We start from the raw sequence: 18976 nt of genomic DNA on the forward strand, positions 1-18976 counted from the left end.
ATGGACGATAACAATAGAAAAAACATTCAGGAAGAAATTGGTGAGAGGCTTGATAGCAATGAAGAGAACATCAACAATCTCGTTAAAAAGAATGCAGCAATAGAAAAGCAGCTGGGTAAAATATTGGAAATCAAAATCCCGGATTATTCCGAAGCGATTGAAACGTTGACCCGCGAGGTCAGAGAAAGCAGGGAAAATGATCAAAGCAGTCAGTTGTTGGCTTCGCTTCGTGCTATTAACAATAAACTGGACAAAGTACCGAAATCTGCTATTAAACAGTTGCGTATTTTGCTCTTTCCGGAGGTCAATCCCGGCCAGTATTACAAAATTGTGTTTGGCAGGTTGATCGCGTGGGCGTTCTGCTTTATGGTTGCGACTTATATCTTTATATCGAGTTCTAAAGCTATTGAGATCTATAGATATAATAAAGATGTCAGCCAGTCAGTACATTACGGAAGGGCATGGCTTTATTTACAGCAACATGCTAAGAAAAAAGTGCTGAGTGCGATGGATCAGGCTTATGAAAAGACAGCGGATAAATAACGCGTGATATTGCTTATTTATTGTAAAGTGGGTGGTTAATTTTTAGAGTTCTTTAACAACTCAACTTTTTCTCGCTCACTTTGCAATAAACGCTCGTACAAATCGATAATTTTTTCAATAGGATTAAATTGCTGGTAAATAAAGGCTACTGAGTTCTCATGGAATTGATTATCGTAGATATTATTAAAAAGATTGATAGCCTTTTCTTCATCAAAGTTTTTAATTGCAAGAGGCGTAACCCCTAAAGCCTTGGCTACTTTTTCTAAAGCTTCGTCCTCTACTTTTTCGCTTTGCTCAATCTTAGAAACTGCCTGCTGACTAATTCCCAATTCGGCAGCAAGGGTTTCTTGCTTCATATTTCGTAATTCCCGAATCCGGCCTATTTTGCGTCCTATATGTAAAGTCTCTGCCATAGCTTCAAAAGTATGAATATGGGTAAATGTACGAAACAAATGGCACGTTGTAAAGTACAAACGCGCATGGTTCGGTACGATGGAGCTTTGCTTTTACTTTGATTTGGCCAGTCAATAAAGGCAGGCCATAAAAAGTACGGCAATGAACCTTCGCCATTATTCCACCTGGGATTTCTATCCCCAATACTTAAATCGGGATGAAGTAAACAACCCGTTAACCGTTATCGTTGAGTTCTTTTCCGCCGACTGGCTTCCCGGCCATCTGGAAGCACTGAAAACATGGCGGACATTTGTAACAGAAGACAGGCATTATACCGACCGGCAGAATAACCCTGCAAACCTGCTTTATACTTATATGCTTCACGTCCAGTTGGTCGAGGCTTGTTTCCTGTTGATGCAATCCAGCGGGGGGAGAAAAAAGGACAACCCGAGAGAGGCTGAACAGGACAAACAGCTTTTACAGGAAAAAAGCACCTGGCTGCATTTCCCGAAAGGGTTAAGCCATGAGGAACTTTTAGACCCTTACTTAGTATTGGAAAGCTTTTTTAAAGATTACAACTTGCCCCAATATCGCGACTTTCTTTACCAGTGGCTGGAAAAGGGACTTTCCCGTTTTGCTGCTGACGAGGCTATGCCAGCAAGGGAAATCATCAGGGTTTACGAAAACCTGGAAAAGCTTTATCAGGCTACATGGCTGATCCGCCGGAGGGAAATGGAACCTGTGCTTAAAAAAAAGAATGACAATGTGGCGGAAGTAGCGCGAGAAACAGAAGAAGCAGAAACAATAGCAGCAGAAATAACCATAGCAGAAGGAAAGGAAATAACGGAAACAGAGGTCAAAAAAGAAGGTACAAATGAAACCCTAAGTTCTGTCGGCTATCGGCCCCCCACTCTTGAAACTTCTGTTACCCAAGAGGGGCAGCAATTGCTCTCAAAGATTATTAGCATTGTCAAACATAAAGTACCGACAGTTGAGGCCGTAATCTATTTAGGTGCAATAAGTGGTAAACCAGATGAAATTCCATCTATTTATTTACTGGTTATTGTAAGTAATGATGAAAGAAAGCAAGGGCATGAACTGACCAGTACGATTGAAGAAAGCTGCAAACCCCTTGCAAACGTTACGGCATTGGTACATAGTGCAGGTATTGTTTTAAAGGCAGTAGAGCGAAAGAATTACTTTTTCTGCAATTCTTTTCTAAAGCCAGTGCTTTACTTATCGGGCAACGTTCTGTTGCCGGTGCCGCCTGAAATCGATGGGGAACTGTTAAAACAAAAAAGGGAGGAAAATTTTCAGCACTGGTATGGTCAGGCAAACGAGTTTTTAAACGGAGCGGATTATTACTGGAATTCCAGTGTTTATGGTCTTGCTTCGTTTTCTTTGCATCAGGCAGCAGAAAATGCGCTTACTGCTATTATCCGTGCAGTGTTAGGCTACAGGCTAAACTTGCATAACCTTGCCAGGCTTCTTCGCATCACTGAGATATTTACGGAAGAACTGAAATCAGTATTTTCCTTAGATACCATAGAAGGCGTCCAGCTTTTTAACCTCCTGCAAAAAGCTTACAATGAACCGAGGTACAAGGATGACTTTAAGCCGGAAGAAGCATCGGTAAGATTGCTTTTTGATTTAGTTAGTAAATTGTTGGAAAGAGTGAATGATATTTACATGCTGGCTTATGGGGAATAAACCAAATGGTATCTTTCTTTCGCAATCCGGCTGATTTGGTAGAGGCAACGCACCGCTCCTACAAAGGTAGCCACGCGGTAAAACCGTCAAGGCTATACAAAGCGGGCAGTTGTTTTTGTTTTTTTTATTTGCCTGCCCGACCTATGACAGTCTTACCGCTAACAGCAGTCAGCCTGTTACGCATTGCAATGCCCTGGTCTGTTTGTTTTGTGCTGAATATCCTATCCCCATTTTCTTTCAGTAGCCGGGATAATCGTCTGTTTCTGGCAAGCGGTATTTATTCCCTTTTTTATGATCGCTTCTAATCAAAAACAAAAAGCAGGGTAATCACTGATAGCAAGCAAAGTTCGCCATCCTCCCGGAAACGGTGGCCTTTGCACGCCTGTTGCCCTCGCACCAAGGTAGTACCCTGAAAAAATGGGTATCCCTTCGCTCTACTCCGGGAGCCTCCGCATTTTTTCATGGTCTCCACCTTGCCCTTATTCCGGGAAGGATAGCGTGATGTGGCTTTTATCACCCATTACCTCACGCTAAACAATCTTCATCATGAAAAGTATCCATCAAACACCGTCCCTCTTTCAGGTAGCAGAAATCAGTATTAGTTATTCCAGTAAAGTTAAACCATCCGAGAGGCCAAAGATTGGAAGCAGCAGGGATGCCTGCGAAATCCTGCGCGATAACTGGGACGAAGGTAGTATAGAACACCGCGAGGAAATGCGGATCATGTTGTTAAACCGAATGAATAAAGTCATCGGGATTTTCTTAGTATCTGTAGGAGGGTTTGCAGGGACCATATGCGACCCGAAGGTCGTATTTCAGGCAGCATTAAAAGCCAATGCCAGTTCCATTATCCTTGCACACAACCATCCTTCCGGAAACTTAAAACCAAGTGAGGCAGACTTACAGCTGACCGAAAAATTGAAAAAAGGTGGGTTGCTACTGGATATTGCAGTCCTTGACCACCTAATTTTAACCGAAGAAGCTTACACCTCTCTTGCTGATGAAGGGCTGATGTAGCCCTAAAAACCCCTTGTGGGGTTTTTTTACGATCTTGGCTATAAATAATCTATTTCTTAAACAGGCAGTTATTCTCAATGTTATTACTGTTAGTAGCAATTAAGAAAACTATTTTCAAAGCCAATTGGGTTTTTTATCTATCAAGCTATTTCGTGAAGCTCATTTCCTACTATTTTTAAATACAAAAGCCATATCTGCCATTTATTTATTGTGCACTAAATGTTTCAGCTCTCAGTTCCTAAACATTTTTCGCTAATTCAAAACCGGGTACTTTTTGTACTTCACCCGTCGGTTGTCAAAAGCTTTCATTTTACCTTCAAGAATATCAACAATGTGATTATTCATAACTTTATCCTCAATACCTCCTGCATCACATGAAACGACATAGTTGTTTTCTTTGTCAATATCCATATATACAATTTGTTCAGCATCCGCCACTATAGCAAGGTTCGGATTATGGGTAACCATAATAATTTGGCGAAGCTTCTTTGCACGCTTAATGTAAGGAACCAATATTTCCGCTACGCTCTGATTATCCAAATTATCTTCCGGCTGGTCAATAATCAATGGCTTATTATCCTTATCTAAAACAAGATAAAAAACAAGCAACAATCCGCCCTTTTCTCCGGGCGATAGTTGATTTAAACCTTTTCTATTTAACCGCAGATCATATTCAGGTTTAAGATAAGACAGGGAACATAAGTAATTAAAAAAATCAACTTTTCGGTTATCCTTAATGCGAATATCCAATGTGTCAATTTCCGTCAAAAATTCATTAATACTATCTTCAATATCAAAATTATATTTACTAATTAGTTTTCGGATTGCCTCATCGCCGTTATTATGGAAAGCTCCATAACGGAATACATAGTCAAAAAACTGTGTATAAAATGTTTTATCTACTTTAAAGGAGCTTTCAATAGTAATATTCTGTTCAGCACTATACTCTTCCAGGATAACAGAAATAGCCTGTTTCATCTTATTATATATTTCCTGAATCTGTTTTTTTTGATTGTAAACATCTATTGTCAGTTGTTTGCGTAAATCTTTTTGAGTTTCGATTTCTTTTGGCAAAGCGTTGTTAATATACGCAAGTTCCGCTTCGTAAAATTTAATTGTATTAGGAACATCATGAGCGCCAATGACCGCTTTTTGCTTCGTTTCCCAATCCTTAATTTTGACAAGGTAGTCCTGGTAATCTTTAAACGGCTTTTCGAGTTCTTTTTCAAGGGCAGTTTTTTCAGTTTGCAGTTTTGCAAGTTTAACTATCAAGCTTTTTTCATTTACAGGATCGGCAGCAGCCACAGGATACAACGCTGTATTAACCTCGCTAATAGAATGATTAACTTTTCTTAGTTCCTCTTGAACTGTTTTAAGATCAATGTTGAGTGAGACAATTTCATTGATATTAAATTGGTATTTCTCAAATAGGGGTTGCTGCTGAGTTTTCCAATCATCAAACGATCTTTGTAATCCATTTGTCTCCAATATCAGATTTTCGTAGTCAGTAGCTTTTATCTTTAAAACGGTTAGGCTAGATTGTTCCATTTCAATTTCGAATTCTAGCCCGCTAATCTCGTGCGAAAGTTTAGTTACCTTTTCAGCTTTTTGTCTTTGCTCCAACGACAATGAAGTATCGTTGTCTGGATTAACCACCACAACTATAGTGTCCTTTTCCTTGTTATGCAGATCAAGCTCATTAACCTTTGTGACCTTTTGATTTTCTATGCTTTGCTTATAATCCGGTGTAACTTTTTGTTCTAAAACATCAAGATGTTTGTTGATAACCCCTAATTTAATTATGAGTTGATCAATCTGTCTTGATAACAATTCGGTTTTATAAGCTTCCAAATCAGCAAAGGAAGTTTTTCCAAGCTTATCGGAATCATCTAATCGGGAAAACACCACCTTGTTGATTTCCTCTTTGAAGTTGCTATCCTCAGTGTTACATAATTTTTCAAGATAACTTTGTGGAATGTATTTAATTCGTTCAACTCCATTAAAATCAATATTTTCATTTAGGTTACGGGTTGAAGTTGATCTATCAAACCAGGTTATGGTACCACTAAAATTTTCAGCGTATCCCTTTTGACAAAATTTGTCGCTATTTAAAAAAGAAAAATCTTTCTTAGCAATGTGAGAATTACCGAGAAGGGCAATTATGTCAGCAATTGCACTTTTCCCCTTCCCTTTATTGCCAATTACAGCTGTCAATTCAAGTCCTAGTTCAAGTTCAAAATCTTTGAACCAAACTCCTTTTTTACCATCGTAATCTGGTTGATTACTAATATTTATTTTGTCAATATAGTTGCTTTTTGAAGCTCTAATACGAGCGAAAAGAGGTGGATATTCTCCTATAAAAACACGGTCATGAGGTTCAAAAAGTATTTGTCTTATTCCTTCAAAAGATATACCTGCCTTGACAAAACAGTTTCGTTGCTGATCTGGCTCAAACAGCTTATCATAATCATGAGCATCAGAACCCCAGATGCAGGGTTTTAAACTTTTAAATTCTCCCAAAAAGTCTTCTACTGAAGTTGCTTTCTCACCCAATGCAAAACTGATAGTTTTTGCATTAGAGCTAAACAAGGCGTTTGCTTTTGCTAAAATAAGTTTTCTTGTTAAGCCATCTTGCTGATTAAATCTAATTTCGGAAAGATCCTCATCTGATGGAACAACAATAAGATACTTTTCTTTAAAATCAGTATTATTTATTAGATAATCCGTTATCTTACTATCATCTACTACGGCATGTGTCATACCTATTCGAAGTGAAGTACCAATTAAATCTGGCTGTTCCTGTTTTAAACGAGCACCTAAACTTTCCAGATTAACGGTTTTTAATTTTTTTCGCTTATCCGATTCATCCGGATCTGATTCATATAAAAAATCAAGGTCATGAAGAAAGCTCTCTTCAATTGTTTTAACGGATAATTGATCTGAAAAGATGACATGAAAATTTATTCGGCCTGATTCTACTTTGGTTTTTCCGTCCTTTTCAAATTTATTAATTTGAACAATTTTATTTAAACGAAATTCAACATTTGCTAGAAGAAGAATCTGCTTTATTTTAAAAATCTCCGGTTCTGTGAATAGTTCCTTTAGCTTTATTTCATTTTCTAAATAATCTTGTCTGATCTTTTTGTAACCTTCAATAGTAAAGTAATCAGTTATACCTATGACATTTATTTTTTTTTCGATAGCCTTACGAAATAGCTTTTGAACATAAACATCGAAATCAGCTCCAAACTCATTTGATAGTGCCGAAAATGGGGTGTGAACATGAAAATCGCATTTTCGCCAGATTGATCCTCTCGAAGTATTCATTAAGAAATAATATTAGGTCTAAGCTGTTAAAGATAGGGGTCTATTCATGAGTAAACAATAACCCGAAAATATTTAGTATTATTCGGCAAAAAAGAATAATGAGTCTTTATGATAGATTACAGAAAGCTTCCAGCGAAGAAGATGTTAAGGATGCTTATATTAAAGCTCTTGGTTTAAAAGAATATCAAAAAAATTTGATAGATATTCAAACTAAAGAAATTTGGTTTGAAGCAAAAGATACTGGTAAACATTCTACATACAAGATGTTTACTCAATTAATGCACTATGTTCAAGATGCATTAAATAAAGGCGATTATGTTCCGCCATTTTTAGCAGTAATTGATACGCAAAAAGCCGCAATTATGAAAAGTGCGGATGTTTTACCTTTTCTTGCAAAAAGGACTATCAAATGGGGTAAATCTGCCAGTGGTTACACACCGGAGGCTTTAGACGCTATTTCTGCTCACATCGGTACTCACTTTGTTTCTTTTAAAATCCAAACTCATGAAGATGAATTTATAAGCACGATAAAAAGTGCTGTTAAAAATGGTGACATTATTCGAATACAAATTACGCCTGACAATTTAAAGCAGGTTTTTGATAAATGGGTTTTGATGATTGGGAGGGAGATTAAAGGAATAGCAGAAGAAGATTATGCTCTCTTATTTTTTGCCGATATCATGCATGATGGTACTGTTTCCACTCATGAAAACTTGCCTGCAGAACTTATGCATAAAAATGGCGCACCTGTATTTAGTTTAAGTGGCCATATTTATGAGCTGGGGAACAAAGAAGGATATCGCCAATTTTGGGCAATTTATCATAAGCCGCCAAAAGCTGAGTATCGCAATTACTTACTTGAAAGACGTGATAGTTTGATTCCTATCAACGAACGCAGTTTTAAAGGAGCTTTTTATACACCTTTAGTTGTGGTAGATAAGGCCTATGATAAGCTTGCGGAAACTCTAGGCAAAAACTGGCAGAAGGAATACATAGTATGGGATATGTGTTGTGGTGTGGGTAATTTAGAAGTGAAGCACAGTAATCCACGCAACATATACATGAGTACTCTAGATCAAGCAGATGTTGATGTGATGAAAGCCACGAAAACTTGTGTGGCCGCACAACGGTTTCAATACGATTATCTAAATGATGATATTACCGAGGCTGGGGAAATTGATTACAGCCTGACAAATAAAATTCCTGAAGGCTTACGCAAAGCTATTGCGGAAGGTAAAAAAATTTTAGTATTAATAAATCCACCATACGCTGAAGCACGAGCAGGTTTAGGCAGTAAAAGTAAATTAGGAGTAGCAAAAACCAAATTAGCTGCCACGGCTATTGCAAAATATGGAAAAGCAAGTAATGAACTTTATACTCAATTTGTAACTCGTGTTGCACTTGAAATTCCAACGGCCACACTTGCAATGTTTAGTACGTTAAAGTACGTTAATGCTCAAACAATGGATATTTTCCGTACAGAATGGAATGCAAAGTATTTAGGTGGATTTGTAGTTCATAACCAAGCATTTGAAGGTTTGAAAGGGAATTTCCCAATTGGTTTTTTAATATGGTCAACTAATCAAAATGCAATAAAGAAACTGCCTATCATTGAAATTTCTGCTGAAGTTTTAAATAAGAAAGCCCAAGCTATTGGCGAAAAACGTTTTTACCATCTTCCAAATAAACAATTATTGACCAACTGGATTACTCGGCCTAAAACAAATAAAACTGAAGTTATTCCTTTAAAAAATGCCGTTACTCCAGCCACATCTACAAAAGATTTAAGAGGGCTAAAATGGTCAGATAATGCAATTGCATTTCTTTGGTGCAAAAGTAACGACATGCAGCACGCTAATCAGACAGCACTGTTTTCATCTGGATTTGGTGACGGGCATGGGATTTTCATTAATGCTGAAAATCTTTGGCAAGCGGCTATTGTTTATTCAGTTCGCAGTCTAATCAAGCCCACATGGTTAAATGACCGGGATCAATTCCTACAACCTATTAAACCATTGTTGGACGAATTTAAAAATGACTGCTTGGTTTGGATGTTGTTCGATGGAAGTAATTTAACTGCTAGTGCAAACGACCTTAATTGGAATGGAAAACAATGGTCAATTGTGAATCACTTTATCCCTTATACTGAGAACGAGGTTAATGCACCGGAGCGTTTTGAATCAGATTTTATGGTTCAATATTTATCAGATAAAACTCTTTCAAAAGAAGCTAAACTGGTAATAGAGGAAGGAAAGATATTGTGGCAAGCTTATTTCTCCCAGACAGATGTAAGAACAGTAAGAGACGAATTGATGTTAAACCGGTCTGACGTTGGTTGGTACCAGGTTAGGAAAGCCTTACAGGCACGGAACTCAAGTGGAGATTCTGTTCCTATAAGCTTTAAGCCTTTTGAATATGCATACAGAGCGTTAAGTGAAAAATTAGAACCTCAAGTATATGAGTTAGGCTTTTTGAAAACTTGATAAAACAAAGGTGGTATGTTTTTTCAATTACCTTTCAGCAATCTAATTCATGAAAATAGATGACGGTATCTAAAACATCTATATAAGTAATGGAGCGGTCGGTATATTGGAGGGTTTCAACTGCGTGAACAACTGTATGGCCAACCACCTGGTGGTATCCTTTTAACATGTCAGTAGTTGTTTCTTTTTTGTCAGCCCAGGTTATACCCCCGTTGCCTTCACCGCCCCTAAAATATCCGGCAGCATGTAAAATGTACCGCTGACCGGTTTGATTAACTTTATTCAGAAGATCGGCTAAAGTATCGTTTTCGTCTTTGATCTTCTGTAAAATAGGTATCCTCAAAAACTCCTGATACCAGGAATTTGTAATTCCAGCATGAGAAAAAATGTAATTTCCTTTTTGATAAGCAATTTGGAATAAATCCTTATTGTCGTTAAACAAGCTTGTTAACTCAGCCTGCATTGTAGGACGAAAGCCGCTGCATTGGTAGCTAGGAAAATAAAGATATTGGATATCATGGTTTCCCAATAGTAAAACCATTTTATCCGGGTTTCTTTTCTTAAGGTTAATGATGTTTTCCAGGTTCTCGTAAATGACTGTATTGGAAGCAGTAAAACTGTCAACGTAGTCCCCAAGGAAAACCACTTTGTCATAGTTTTCGATATTTATTTCCTGCCAGTAGTCTTTGCCGTGCAGATCGCCGATAATGATATGTTTCATGACTTGGTTACTTTTTAAAAACCTACAAGATTATTTTTTTGCAATCTTGTAGGTTTCTTGCGCGTATTAATGCTGATAATTTAGTTTTTAGGATTGATCAAGTTGACAACAACTTTTACCATCATATCTTTTTCTTCCGGTTTGCTTTCGGCAATCATTAAAGTTAAAGCAACTAAGGCATTATCTGCTATTCGTTTGGAACCATCTTCCCTATAAAGAATATTGTTTTTTTCCAGAAACCAAACGAACAGGTAAGCAGCAATCCGTTTATTGCCATCTGAAAACGAGTGGTTCTTAACCACAAAATATAACAGGTTCGCTGCCTTTTCCTCAATTGTTGGATAAAACTCTACGCCACCAAAGGATTGATAAATGGTCCCGATAGAACCTTTAAAAGACTGATCTTTTTCATTGCCGAATAAGGAACTGCCACCAAATTTATCTTTCAGGGCCTTGATTGCTTGTATGGCCTCTTCGTAAGTGGCAACGAACAACTGCTGATCGGTAGTCCCTTCAACGCCCAATTGCTGATGGTCATATTTGTCGAGGATATCTAAAGCATAACTGTAGTCGGTTACTACCTTCAATAACCCGGTTGCTTCATCTGAAGTCAGCTCTTTGCTTTTCAGTACATTTCCAAGAAGCTGTACAGTTTGTTTTAAGGAGTTGTATTGATCGTTATGCTCTTTCAGCCTTCGCTCGTTGATTGAATAACCTTTAATCAGGTGATCTTTTAATACCTTATTCGCCCAAATACGGAACTGGGTACCTCGTTTGGAATTTACCCGGTACCCGACCGAGATAATAACGTCTAAATTGTAAAACTCCAGTTCTCTGCCGACCTTTCTTTCACCTTCAATTTGAACTGTTGCATTTTTTGCAACAGTTGCTGTTCTTTCTAATTCGCCTTCATCGTAAATATTACGCAAGTGCCTTGAAATAACAGACTTGTCCCTTTCAAAGAGGTCTGCTAATTGATTAAGTGTTAACCATAAGGTATCTTCCTGTAGTTTTACATCTACAGTTGCTGTACCATCAGTCGATTGATATATAATAATTTGATCGTTGGTCATAAAAATTGAAATTAAAAGTTTTTGATAACTATTTGTGTATTGGAGGTAATTCACCCACCGGTAATGGTATTAAACACCATTAAATTAGCTTTTAGCCATTTTCTTTTTTAGAAGCTGCATGTCCTCGCTTATTTTATGGTCCATCACTTTGGCGTAGATCTGTGTGGTCTTAATACTGGTATGCCCCATCATTTTGGCTACGCTTTCAATTGGTACGCCATTATTCAGCGTTACCGTTGTGGCAAAGGTGTGCCTGGCAATGTGAAAGGTCAGCAGCTTACTAATCTTACACAAGTCGGCAATCTCTTTGAGATAGGCGTTCATTTTCTGGTTACTCATTACCGGAAGCAGGGTATCTTTAACAACACATTGCGGGTGGTCATCGTACGCACGAATAATAGACAGGGCAACAGGTAAAACCGGTATCCTGGAAAGTGTATCCGTTTTTTGCCTGCTGGTGTAGATCCATAAATCCCCATCAATGCCTTTAACCAATTCCGAGCGTTTCAGTTTATGCACATCCACATAAGCCAGGCCGGTATAACAGCAGAATACAAACATGTCCCTAACGGTGCTAAGCCGCTCCACACTGAATTTCTTTTTTGTTAGCCGTTCCAATTCCTCTTTGGTCAGCACCTCGCGGTGAACCGCCTTTTGTTTGGGCTTGTAGTTCACATAAGGATCAACCAACAGCCAGCCATTCCCCAGGCAAATACGAACAATCTTTCCTAGGTTCTTAATGTATTTGATCGCGGAGTTATTGCCGCACTTACGAACGCTCCGCAGATAATATTCAAAATCATTTAAAAACTCAAAATTGATTTTTGTTACTGGAATATCCGAAATATTATACTGCAATTGCATAAAATCCCTAGTGTGCATCAGGCAAGTTTCATAACGTTGCAGGGTGCTTTTTTCAAACTCCTGCCCGACAAGGCTTCTCATTTTTTTGTTGTGGTCTTTAAACACGGATAGCAGCGTGCGTGCTTTTTCTTCTTTACCGATAAAGCGGCTTTTTAAGGTTTCGGCTGTTATCGTTTCATCTGCTTCTGACATGCGGCGTTGTAGCTCATGGATTTTAAACTGGATACCGCTCAGATAAGCATTTAATGTTCTGGAATCTGCTTTTGTTCCGGTAGCCCTACCAGTCGCGGCATCCCATCTTTCTGGGTCGCATTTCCGACTGACCGCAAATTCCGTGCGTTTGCCGTCCACGGTTAGGCGTAAATAAATTGGCATTTCCCCTGAGCTGTAATTTTTAGGTTTTCTCAAGGAAAAGAGCAAAGAGAGTGTTGTTCTCATGGCTTTGGATTAATTAAAAAGTGGATAAAATTGATTAATTAATCACCAGGAATCAAGATGTTCAATAACTGAACAAGTTGTAAGTCAAACTTTTACAGGTTAATTCGGGAGTTCGCAAGCTAACTTATAAATGACTCCCGAATTACTCCCTTTTACTTTGTGAAAAGATGAATAATTTGGTATGCCCTGAAAACAAAAAACCCCTTAAATGACGTCATTTAAGGGGTTTTTACTGTTTTTGATATTGAAAAAGCGGAATGGACGGGACTCGAACCCGCGACCTCCTGCGTGACAGGCAGGCGTTCTAACCAGCTGAACTACCACTCCGTTTCCGTTTGGAATGCAAATATAGCTTTGATTTTGGTTACTGCAACAATTCTTTCAAAAAAATTAAACTGTTGTGCCTTCCTGTAGTTTCTCCGCATTTTCGGCAAACTGCAAAGCTTCTATAATTTCCTGAATGTCACCATCCATAATAGCGGGCAGGTTGTATAAAGTTAACCCTACACGATGCTCGGTTACGCGGCCCTGCGGGTAGTTATACGTGCGTATTTTTGCCGAACGATCGCCCGTAGAAACCATCGTTTTCCGTTTGGCTGCAATATCGCCGTTGTGTTTTTGCAGCTCAATATCATACAACTTACTGCGCAGCATTTCCATGGCACGCAAACGGTTGCCCAACTGCGAGCGTTCTACCTGGCAAACCACTACCATACCAGTTGGCCGATGTGTTAATTGTACTTTGGTCTCTACTTTATTCACGTTCTGTCCGCCTGCACCACCAGACCGTGAAGTTTGCAGGTCCACATCAGCCGGGTTCAGGTAAAAATCCACTTCTTCCACCTCAGGCAAAACCGCAATTGAAGCTGCCGAAGTATGCACGCGCCCCTGCGTTTCGGTATCCGGTACGCGCTGTACGCGGTGCACACCCGATTCGTATTTTAATAAGCCGTAAACATCTTCACCGTTTACCTCAATAATTACTTCTTTATAACCACCGGCTGTACCTTCGGTAAAATCAACAATATTATATTGCCAGCCTTTTTTCTCAAAAAAACGTGTGTACATCCTAAACAAATCACCGGCAAAAATAGCAGCTTCATCACCACCAGTCCCGCCACGGATTTCCAGGATCGCATTTTTAGCATCTTCCGGATCTTTCGGGATCAACATGAGCCTGATTTTTGATTCCAGTTCTTCCTGTTGCTGCAAAAGCTCGTCCAGTTCGGCTTTGGCCATTTCCTTAAAATCTTCGTCTTTTTCGTTCGCCAGGATTTCGCGGCTGGCATCAATATTACTTATCACATTGGCATAAATATGGTATTCCTCAACCACTTTGCCCAACTCTTTATATTCACGGTTCAGCTGTGCATAACGCTTCATATCGTTGGTTACTTCCGGGTTGCTCAGTTCCGATTCTACGTTTTGCCAGCGTTGTTCAATCGCTTCTAATTTATCTAACATATGGTTTTTTGTAGTGGAAGCGGCCTGTTTTTCCTGTAGATCAGGTTTGTGCCGATGCTTCTTTTATGGGGTAAATTTACGGTTTTGGCGGATTTATTTCCTCCCGGAAACGAGCGATTTATTTTCCTCTCGTTCAAAATACCGCAACTCCAAATTTTCACCGGTAAAAACAGCATACGTATTGTGGTAAACCCATTCGCCGAGATTGATGTAACGGCTTTTTTCGTCCAGCTGAATGTCCAGCGGTAAATGCCGGTGGCCGAAAACCATATAATCATAAAACTTGGTTTTCAGCACTTCTTTGCAAAAAGTAACCAGCCATTCCTGCTGGCCGGGTTTGGATTCTTCTTTTCCTTCGTTGATGATACGGCTTTTCCGGCTCCATTTTGAGGCAATGCCAACGCCCAGATTTGGATGCAAGCGCGCAAAAAGCCACTGGCAGGTTTTACTGCGGAAAAACCATTTCAGTAATTTATAAAACTGATCGCCGGGGCCTAAACCATCGCCGTGGTGCAGAAAAAACTTTTTACCGTTGCGCTCAATTTCCAGTTCATTGCTGATAATGGTTGCCCCCAATTCTATTTTCAGATAATCAAACATCCACATATCATGGTTGCCTTTAAAGAAGTAAAGTTTTACGCCCGCATCAGAAAGTTCGGCCAGTTTCCCCAAAAAACGGATGTATCCTTTGGGCACCACGGTTTTATATTCAAACCAGAAATCAAACACATCGCCCATCAAAAAAATTTCCGAAGCATCTTTTCCGGCCATGTCCAGCCAGCGGACAATGCGATCTTCACGCTCGCGGGAAGCAGCATAATCGGGCACGCCTAAATGAAAATCGGAAGCAAAATAAAGTTTATTACGAACGGGCATTTCAGCAAAAATACTGCAAAAGTTGTTTTTTTGAAAACCTGGTGAGGCTTCTTTTACAGGTAAAATTTTTGTGCCATAAAAGAAGTATTGCCAAAATAAAATCTAAATACTTTATTTAGCTAAAAGCGTTTTTATACAAATGGATATCAAAACACAATCGTACCCAAGAACCGCCAAAGGAATAATTACCGATACTTATTTTGAAACCGTTGTTGCCGATCCATACCGCTGGCTGGAAGATGACACTTCCGCAGCAACCAAAAACTGGGTTCAGGAGGAAAACAAAGTAACGCAGGATTATCTGCATCAAATCCCTTTTCGCGATAAAATCCGCCAAAAACTCGAGAAACTCTGGAATTATGAAAAATTTAGCGCGCCTTTTAAAGAAGGAAAATACACATATTTCTACAAAAATGACGGCCTGCAAAATCAACCGGTTTTGTACCGACAGTTGGAAAACGGCGAACCGGAAGTTTTTCTCGACCCAAATACTTTTTCTGCAGACGGAACTACGTCGCTTGGCGGCATCAGTTTTAGTAAAGATGGCAGTTTGGCGGCTTACCAGATTTCGGAAGGCGGTTCTGACTGGCGCAAGGTGATCGTCCTAAAAACATCCGATAAAAACAGCATCGGCGAAACTTTAGCGGATGTTAAATTCTCTGGTTTGGCCTGGAAAGGCAACGAAGGTTTTTATTACAGCAGTTACGAAAAGCCAAAAGAAGGCAGCCAGTTGGCAGGCTTAACGCAATATCATCAGCTTTTTTACCACAAACTTAACACGTCGCAAAGCACAGATCAATTAATTTTTGGTGGGGAAACAACAAAACGCCGTTATATTGGCGCATATTTAACAGAAGATGAACGTTTTTTGGTGATTTCCGCAGCCGAAGGTACCACCGGGAACGAATTGTATTTTCAGGATTTAACAAAACCCAACTCCGGCATTAAAACCATTGTTGGCAATTTTGATTCTCATCAGGAAATTATAGAAAACGTTGACGGCAAACTTTTCGTTTTTACTAATCTAAATGCGCCGAATTATAAATTAGTTACCGTTGATGTCGCTGATCCGAAACCGGAAAACTGGCAGGATTTAATCCCGGAAACGGAAAATGTGCTCGATGTTGCTACCGGCGGCGGAAAGATTTTTGCAGAATACCTAAAGGATGCCACTTCAATGATTTTGCAATACGATAATGCGGGAAAGCTGGAGCATCAGATCCTGTTGCCTGCTGTTGGCACGGCAGGCGGTTTTGGCACAAAAAAAGAAGAGCGGGAAACCTATTATACATTCACTTCCTACGTGTATCCGCCAACCATTTTTAAGTATAATATTGCTTCAGGCAAATCGGAACTTTATAAAAAATCAGGCGTAGCTTTTGCCTCGGAAAAGTACGAATCGAAACAGGTTTTTTATCCTTCTAAAGACGGAACAAAAATCCCGATGCTAATTACGCATAAAAAAGATACTGTTTTTAATGGCAAAAATCCGACTTTGCTTTATGCTTACGGTGGTTTTGGGGTGAGTTTGACGCCTGCTTTCAGCACTTCCAATATTATTTTGCTGGAACAAGGCGGCGTTTACGCTGTACCAAATTTGCGCGGCGGCGGAGAATATGGCGAAAACTGGCATTTAGCGGGTACAAAATTGAACAAGCAAAATGTGTTTGATGATTTTATCGCTGCTGCGGAATATCTGATCCAAAACAACTATACTTCAAAAGATTATCTGGCAGTTTCCGGCGGTTCAAATGGTGGATTATTAGTTGGCGCGATGTTGACACAACGGCCTGATTTGTTTGCTGTTGCATTGCCAGCGGTTGGCGTTTTAGATATGTTGCGTTATCATAAATTTACTGCCGGTGCAGGTTGGGCTTACGATTATGGAACGGCAGAAGATTCTGAAGAAATGTTTGATTATCTGTACAAATATTCGCCTTATCACGCTTTAAAATCCGCTGATTATCCGGCAACGATGGTTACAACTGCCGATCACGACGACCGCGTAGTTCCCGCACATTCTTTTAAATTTGCCGCGCGGCTGCAGGAATTTCAGCAAGGCAACGCGCCTGTTTTGATCAGGGTTGAAACCAAAGCCGGGCATGGTGCAGGCCGTTCAACAGCACAAATTATCGGTCAGGAAGCTGATAAATGGGCGTTTATGTTTAAAAATATGAATTTAGGATGGAAAGAATAATCCGATAAAAAAACACCCGTAAAAGAAGCATTGCTTTTTGTTCTATATTGATGGCATACTGTTTTTATGCACCTTTTTTAGGTGAAAAGCGATTTTGAAATCCGCCAAAAAAATCCGTTAGTTTTCCTCAGTTGCAGGCATTTTGGCAGCCAAAGCAGCAATCGGTTTGCCAATAATTTTGTGTTCGCCCTCGCCTTTTAAAATCGACGCCAGTTCCGGTTTGTTTTGGATGACTTGCGCGGCGGCGTTCAGTTCTTTATCGTATTTAAAACTGTCTTCAATCCGGCCTTTTTCAAAATAATAACGGGCCATCAATTCGCTTTCCAAAATCTGCCTGATTTCTGCCTGATGCTGTATCAGATCATTTTTTTTGCTAACGGCCAGTTTGGCTTTCAACGCATCAAACTCCGGTTTAATTTCAGGCATTTGCTTTTCATGATCGGCAATCAGTTTCAATTCCGTCAAAACACGTTCGGTTTGCGTGCTGTAACTGTAATCTTTGCCCGATAAATATTTTATAAAATCAGCATAATCGGCATCATTCAGGCTGAATTTATCCGGCGTTGGCAACTGACTGTGCGTATTTCGGTACGAATTGGCATAATTGAAAATCAGCATTTTAGTGATCAATGCTTTGGAAATATTAGCGATGACATCCTGTTTTACCACCACATCCGGATAAATACCGCTGCCATCATAAACTGAACGGCCAGCTTTGGTTTTGAACTCATGGATCAAAGAATCTGCCACTTTTACAACCGTGCCGTCTTCTTTACGGTGCGTGTAATCCAACGCCTGGATACATCTCCCGGAAGGAACGTAATACTTGGAAATGGTAATTTTAACCAAGCTGTTGTAGGGCAAAGAAAAGGTTTGCTGCACCAGGCCTTTGCCGTAGCTGCGCTGGCCGATGATTACCGCACGGTCCAGGTCCTGCAGTGCACCGGCCACAATTTCTGAAGCGGAAGCAGATCTGCTGTTCACCAAAACAACTAATGGCAAATCGGTTTCTATCGGTACATTTTGGGTGTAATAAATATTGTTTTTCTCTTTCAGCTTGCCTTTTTGAGAAACCACTTCTACTCCTTTCGGCACAAAAAAATTAACGATTTTTACGGCTTCCTGCAAAATCCCGCCACCGTTGAAACGCAGGTCTAACACGATGCCTTTCGGGTTATTTTTTTTCAGGTCGAGCAAAGCGTCCTGCACTTCCTGGCCGGAGTTTTCCAGAAATTTATCCAGTTTGATGTACCCGATGCCGTCTTTCACCATACCGTGATAAGAAACATTTGGCTGTTTGATTTCTTCGCGGACCAGGTTTTTTACCAATAACTGTGCTGCGTTTTCGCGCTTGACCAGCAGTTTGACTACGCCGCCTTTTGCACCTTTTAGCAACTGGCTCACCTCATTACTTTTTTTACCGGCCAGGTCTATGTCGTTGATTTTGAGCACTTCATCACCTACGCGCACATCTGCTTTTTGTGCCGGATAACCTTCAAAAAGCTGCGAAATAATCACTTTATTGTTCCGGTTATACACGCCGGCACCAATGCCGCCATATTGCGTGCTGATGTAATGCAGTTTGTAATCTTCAATTTCGGATTCGGGCACAAACTCGGTGTACGGGTCAAGGCTTTCCATCATCGCGTCCAAACCTCGTTTAATTAGCTTAGTGGAGTTAATTTCATCTACATAATTTAGGTTCACTTCTTTATAAACCGTGGCAAAAATATCCAGGTTTTTGGCCACCTGGAACAAATCGTCCCGGAAAGCCCAGCCGCTGGCAGCCAGTAAAAACAAACTTCCGCCCAAAACCAACTTTTTACTTTTACTGACCACTTTGCTTTTTGCCATAAACTTAAATCCGGAA

Annotated in this window: 13 protein-coding genes and 1 tRNA gene; 5 read left to right on the forward strand and 9 right to left on the reverse strand. The window is 39.7% G+C overall.

The window, feature by feature from the left end; genetic code table 11:
* Window positions 1–543, forward strand: coding sequence for a hypothetical protein (locus tag ACOFKR_RS00950; RefSeq protein WP_419802155.1), 543 nt, complete (start codon window positions 1–3; stop codon window positions 541–543).
* Between the two features lie 35 nt (window positions 544–578).
* On the opposite strand, the gene ACOFKR_RS00955 is transcribed toward ACOFKR_RS00950, so the two are convergent.
* The gene (locus ACOFKR_RS00955) at window positions 579–956 is read right to left on the reverse strand and encodes a helix-turn-helix domain-containing protein (protein ID WP_419802156.1); all 378 of its coding nucleotides are present in this window, start codon (window positions 954–956) and stop codon (window positions 579–581) included.
* Between the two features lie 142 nt (window positions 957–1098).
* On the opposite strand from ACOFKR_RS00955, the gene ACOFKR_RS00960 reads away from it, so the two are divergent.
* The gene (locus ACOFKR_RS00960) at window positions 1099–2646 is read left to right on the forward strand and encodes a HEPN domain-containing protein (RefSeq protein ID WP_419802157.1); all 1548 of its coding nucleotides are present in this window, start codon (window positions 1099–1101) and stop codon (window positions 2644–2646) included.
* 546 nt (window positions 2647–3192) lie between these two features.
* Window positions 3193–3663 carry a JAB domain-containing protein gene (locus tag ACOFKR_RS00965; protein ID WP_419802158.1) on the forward strand — a complete coding sequence of 157 codons (471 nt, stop codon included), beginning with the start codon at window positions 3193–3195 and terminating at the stop codon, window positions 3661–3663.
* A 252-nt stretch (window positions 3664–3915) separates the two neighbouring features.
* On the opposite strand, the gene ACOFKR_RS00970 is transcribed toward ACOFKR_RS00965, so the two are convergent.
* Window positions 3916–6990 carry a TrlF family AAA-like ATPase gene (locus ACOFKR_RS00970; protein WP_419802159.1) on the reverse strand — a complete coding sequence of 1025 codons (3075 nt, stop codon included), beginning with the start codon at window positions 6988–6990 and terminating at the stop codon, window positions 3916–3918.
* A 98-nt stretch (window positions 6991–7088) separates the two neighbouring features.
* On the opposite strand from ACOFKR_RS00970, the gene ACOFKR_RS00975 reads away from it, so the two are divergent.
* Window positions 7089–9473: a hypothetical protein gene (locus ACOFKR_RS00975; RefSeq protein WP_419802160.1), complete on the forward strand. Its 2385-nt coding sequence runs from the start codon at window positions 7089–7091 to the stop codon at window positions 9471–9473.
* A 34-nt stretch (window positions 9474–9507) separates the two neighbouring features.
* Here the strand turns inward: ACOFKR_RS00975 and ACOFKR_RS00980 are convergent, their stop codons facing one another.
* From ACOFKR_RS00980 to ACOFKR_RS01005, 6 genes are all read right to left on the reverse strand, one after another.
* Entirely contained in the window at window positions 9508–10194 is a 687-nt protein-coding gene (locus tag ACOFKR_RS00980; RefSeq protein WP_419802161.1) for a metallophosphoesterase, read from the reverse strand.
* A gap of 80 nt (window positions 10195–10274) precedes the next feature.
* Window positions 10275–11267, reverse strand: a complete 993-nt coding sequence (rhuM, locus tag ACOFKR_RS00985) for a RhuM family protein (protein ID WP_419802162.1) — start codon at window positions 11265–11267, stop codon at window positions 10275–10277.
* Window positions 11268–11351: 84 nt separating this feature from the next.
* Entirely contained in the window at window positions 11352–12569 is a 1218-nt protein-coding gene (locus ACOFKR_RS00990; protein WP_419802163.1) for a site-specific integrase, read from the reverse strand.
* Window positions 12570–12822: 253 nt separating this feature from the next.
* A tRNA-Asp gene (locus ACOFKR_RS00995) sits at window positions 12823–12896 on the reverse strand.
* A gap of 63 nt (window positions 12897–12959) precedes the next feature.
* Complete coding sequence (gene prfA / locus ACOFKR_RS01000; RefSeq protein WP_419802164.1) at window positions 12960–14033, reverse strand: peptide chain release factor 1; 1074 nt, start codon at window positions 14031–14033, stop codon at window positions 12960–12962.
* Between the two features lie 93 nt (window positions 14034–14126).
* On the reverse strand, window positions 14127–14909 hold the full coding sequence (locus ACOFKR_RS01005) for a UDP-2,3-diacylglucosamine diphosphatase (RefSeq protein ID WP_419802165.1): 783 nt from the start codon (window positions 14907–14909) through the stop codon (window positions 14127–14129).
* A gap of 139 nt (window positions 14910–15048) precedes the next feature.
* Between ACOFKR_RS01005 and ACOFKR_RS01010 the strand changes: the two genes are divergently transcribed.
* The gene (locus ACOFKR_RS01010) at window positions 15049–17106 is read left to right on the forward strand and encodes a prolyl oligopeptidase family serine peptidase (protein WP_419802166.1); all 2058 of its coding nucleotides are present in this window, start codon (window positions 15049–15051) and stop codon (window positions 17104–17106) included.
* Between the two features lie 117 nt (window positions 17107–17223).
* On the opposite strand, the gene ACOFKR_RS01015 is transcribed toward ACOFKR_RS01010, so the two are convergent.
* On the reverse strand, window positions 17224–18960 hold the full coding sequence (locus ACOFKR_RS01015) for a S41 family peptidase (protein WP_419802167.1): 1737 nt from the start codon (window positions 18958–18960) through the stop codon (window positions 17224–17226).
* Window positions 18961–18976 lie beyond the last annotated feature (16 nt).

This window comes from Mucilaginibacter sp., from assembly GCF_965201005.1.
GTDB lineage: Bacteria > Bacteroidota > Bacteroidia > Sphingobacteriales > Sphingobacteriaceae > Mucilaginibacter_A.

What these genes read in the sequence shown, in the direction of transcription:
- ACOFKR_RS01005 (WP_419802165.1), bottom strand. Translation starts at nt 14,909, where the DNA reads ATGCCCGTTCGTAATAAACTTTATTTTGCTTCCGATTTTCATTTAGGC.
- prfA (WP_419802164.1), bottom strand. Translation starts at nt 14,033, where the DNA reads ATGTTAGATAAATTAGAAGCGATTGAACAACGCTGGCAAAACGTAGAA.
- ACOFKR_RS00980 (WP_419802161.1), bottom strand. Translation starts at nt 10,194, where the DNA reads ATGAAACATATCATTATCGGCGATCTGCACGGCAAAGACTACTGGCAG.
- ACOFKR_RS00950 (WP_419802155.1), top strand. Translation starts at nt 1, where the DNA reads ATGGACGATAACAATAGAAAAAACATTCAGGAAGAAATTGGTGAGAGG.
- ACOFKR_RS00965 (WP_419802158.1), top strand. Translation starts at nt 3,193, where the DNA reads ATGAAAAGTATCCATCAAACACCGTCCCTCTTTCAGGTAGCAGAAATC.
- ACOFKR_RS00960 (WP_419802157.1), top strand. Translation starts at nt 1,099, where the DNA reads ATGAACCTTCGCCATTATTCCACCTGGGATTTCTATCCCCAATACTTA.
- ACOFKR_RS00955 (WP_419802156.1), bottom strand. Translation starts at nt 956, where the DNA reads ATGGCAGAGACTTTACATATAGGACGCAAAATAGGCCGGATTCGGGAA.
- ACOFKR_RS01010 (WP_419802166.1), top strand. Translation starts at nt 15,049, where the DNA reads ATGGATATCAAAACACAATCGTACCCAAGAACCGCCAAAGGAATAATT.
- ACOFKR_RS00970 (WP_419802159.1), bottom strand. Translation starts at nt 6,990, where the DNA reads ATGAATACTTCGAGAGGATCAATCTGGCGAAAATGCGATTTTCATGTT.
- ACOFKR_RS01015 (WP_419802167.1), bottom strand. Translation starts at nt 18,960, where the DNA reads ATGGCAAAAAGCAAAGTGGTCAGTAAAAGTAAAAAGTTGGTTTTGGGC.
- ACOFKR_RS00990 (WP_419802163.1), bottom strand. Translation starts at nt 12,569, where the DNA reads ATGAGAACAACACTCTCTTTGCTCTTTTCCTTGAGAAAACCTAAAAAT.
- ACOFKR_RS00975 (WP_419802160.1), top strand. Translation starts at nt 7,089, where the DNA reads ATGAGTCTTTATGATAGATTACAGAAAGCTTCCAGCGAAGAAGATGTT.
- rhuM (WP_419802162.1), bottom strand. Translation starts at nt 11,267, where the DNA reads ATGACCAACGATCAAATTATTATATATCAATCGACTGATGGTACAGCA.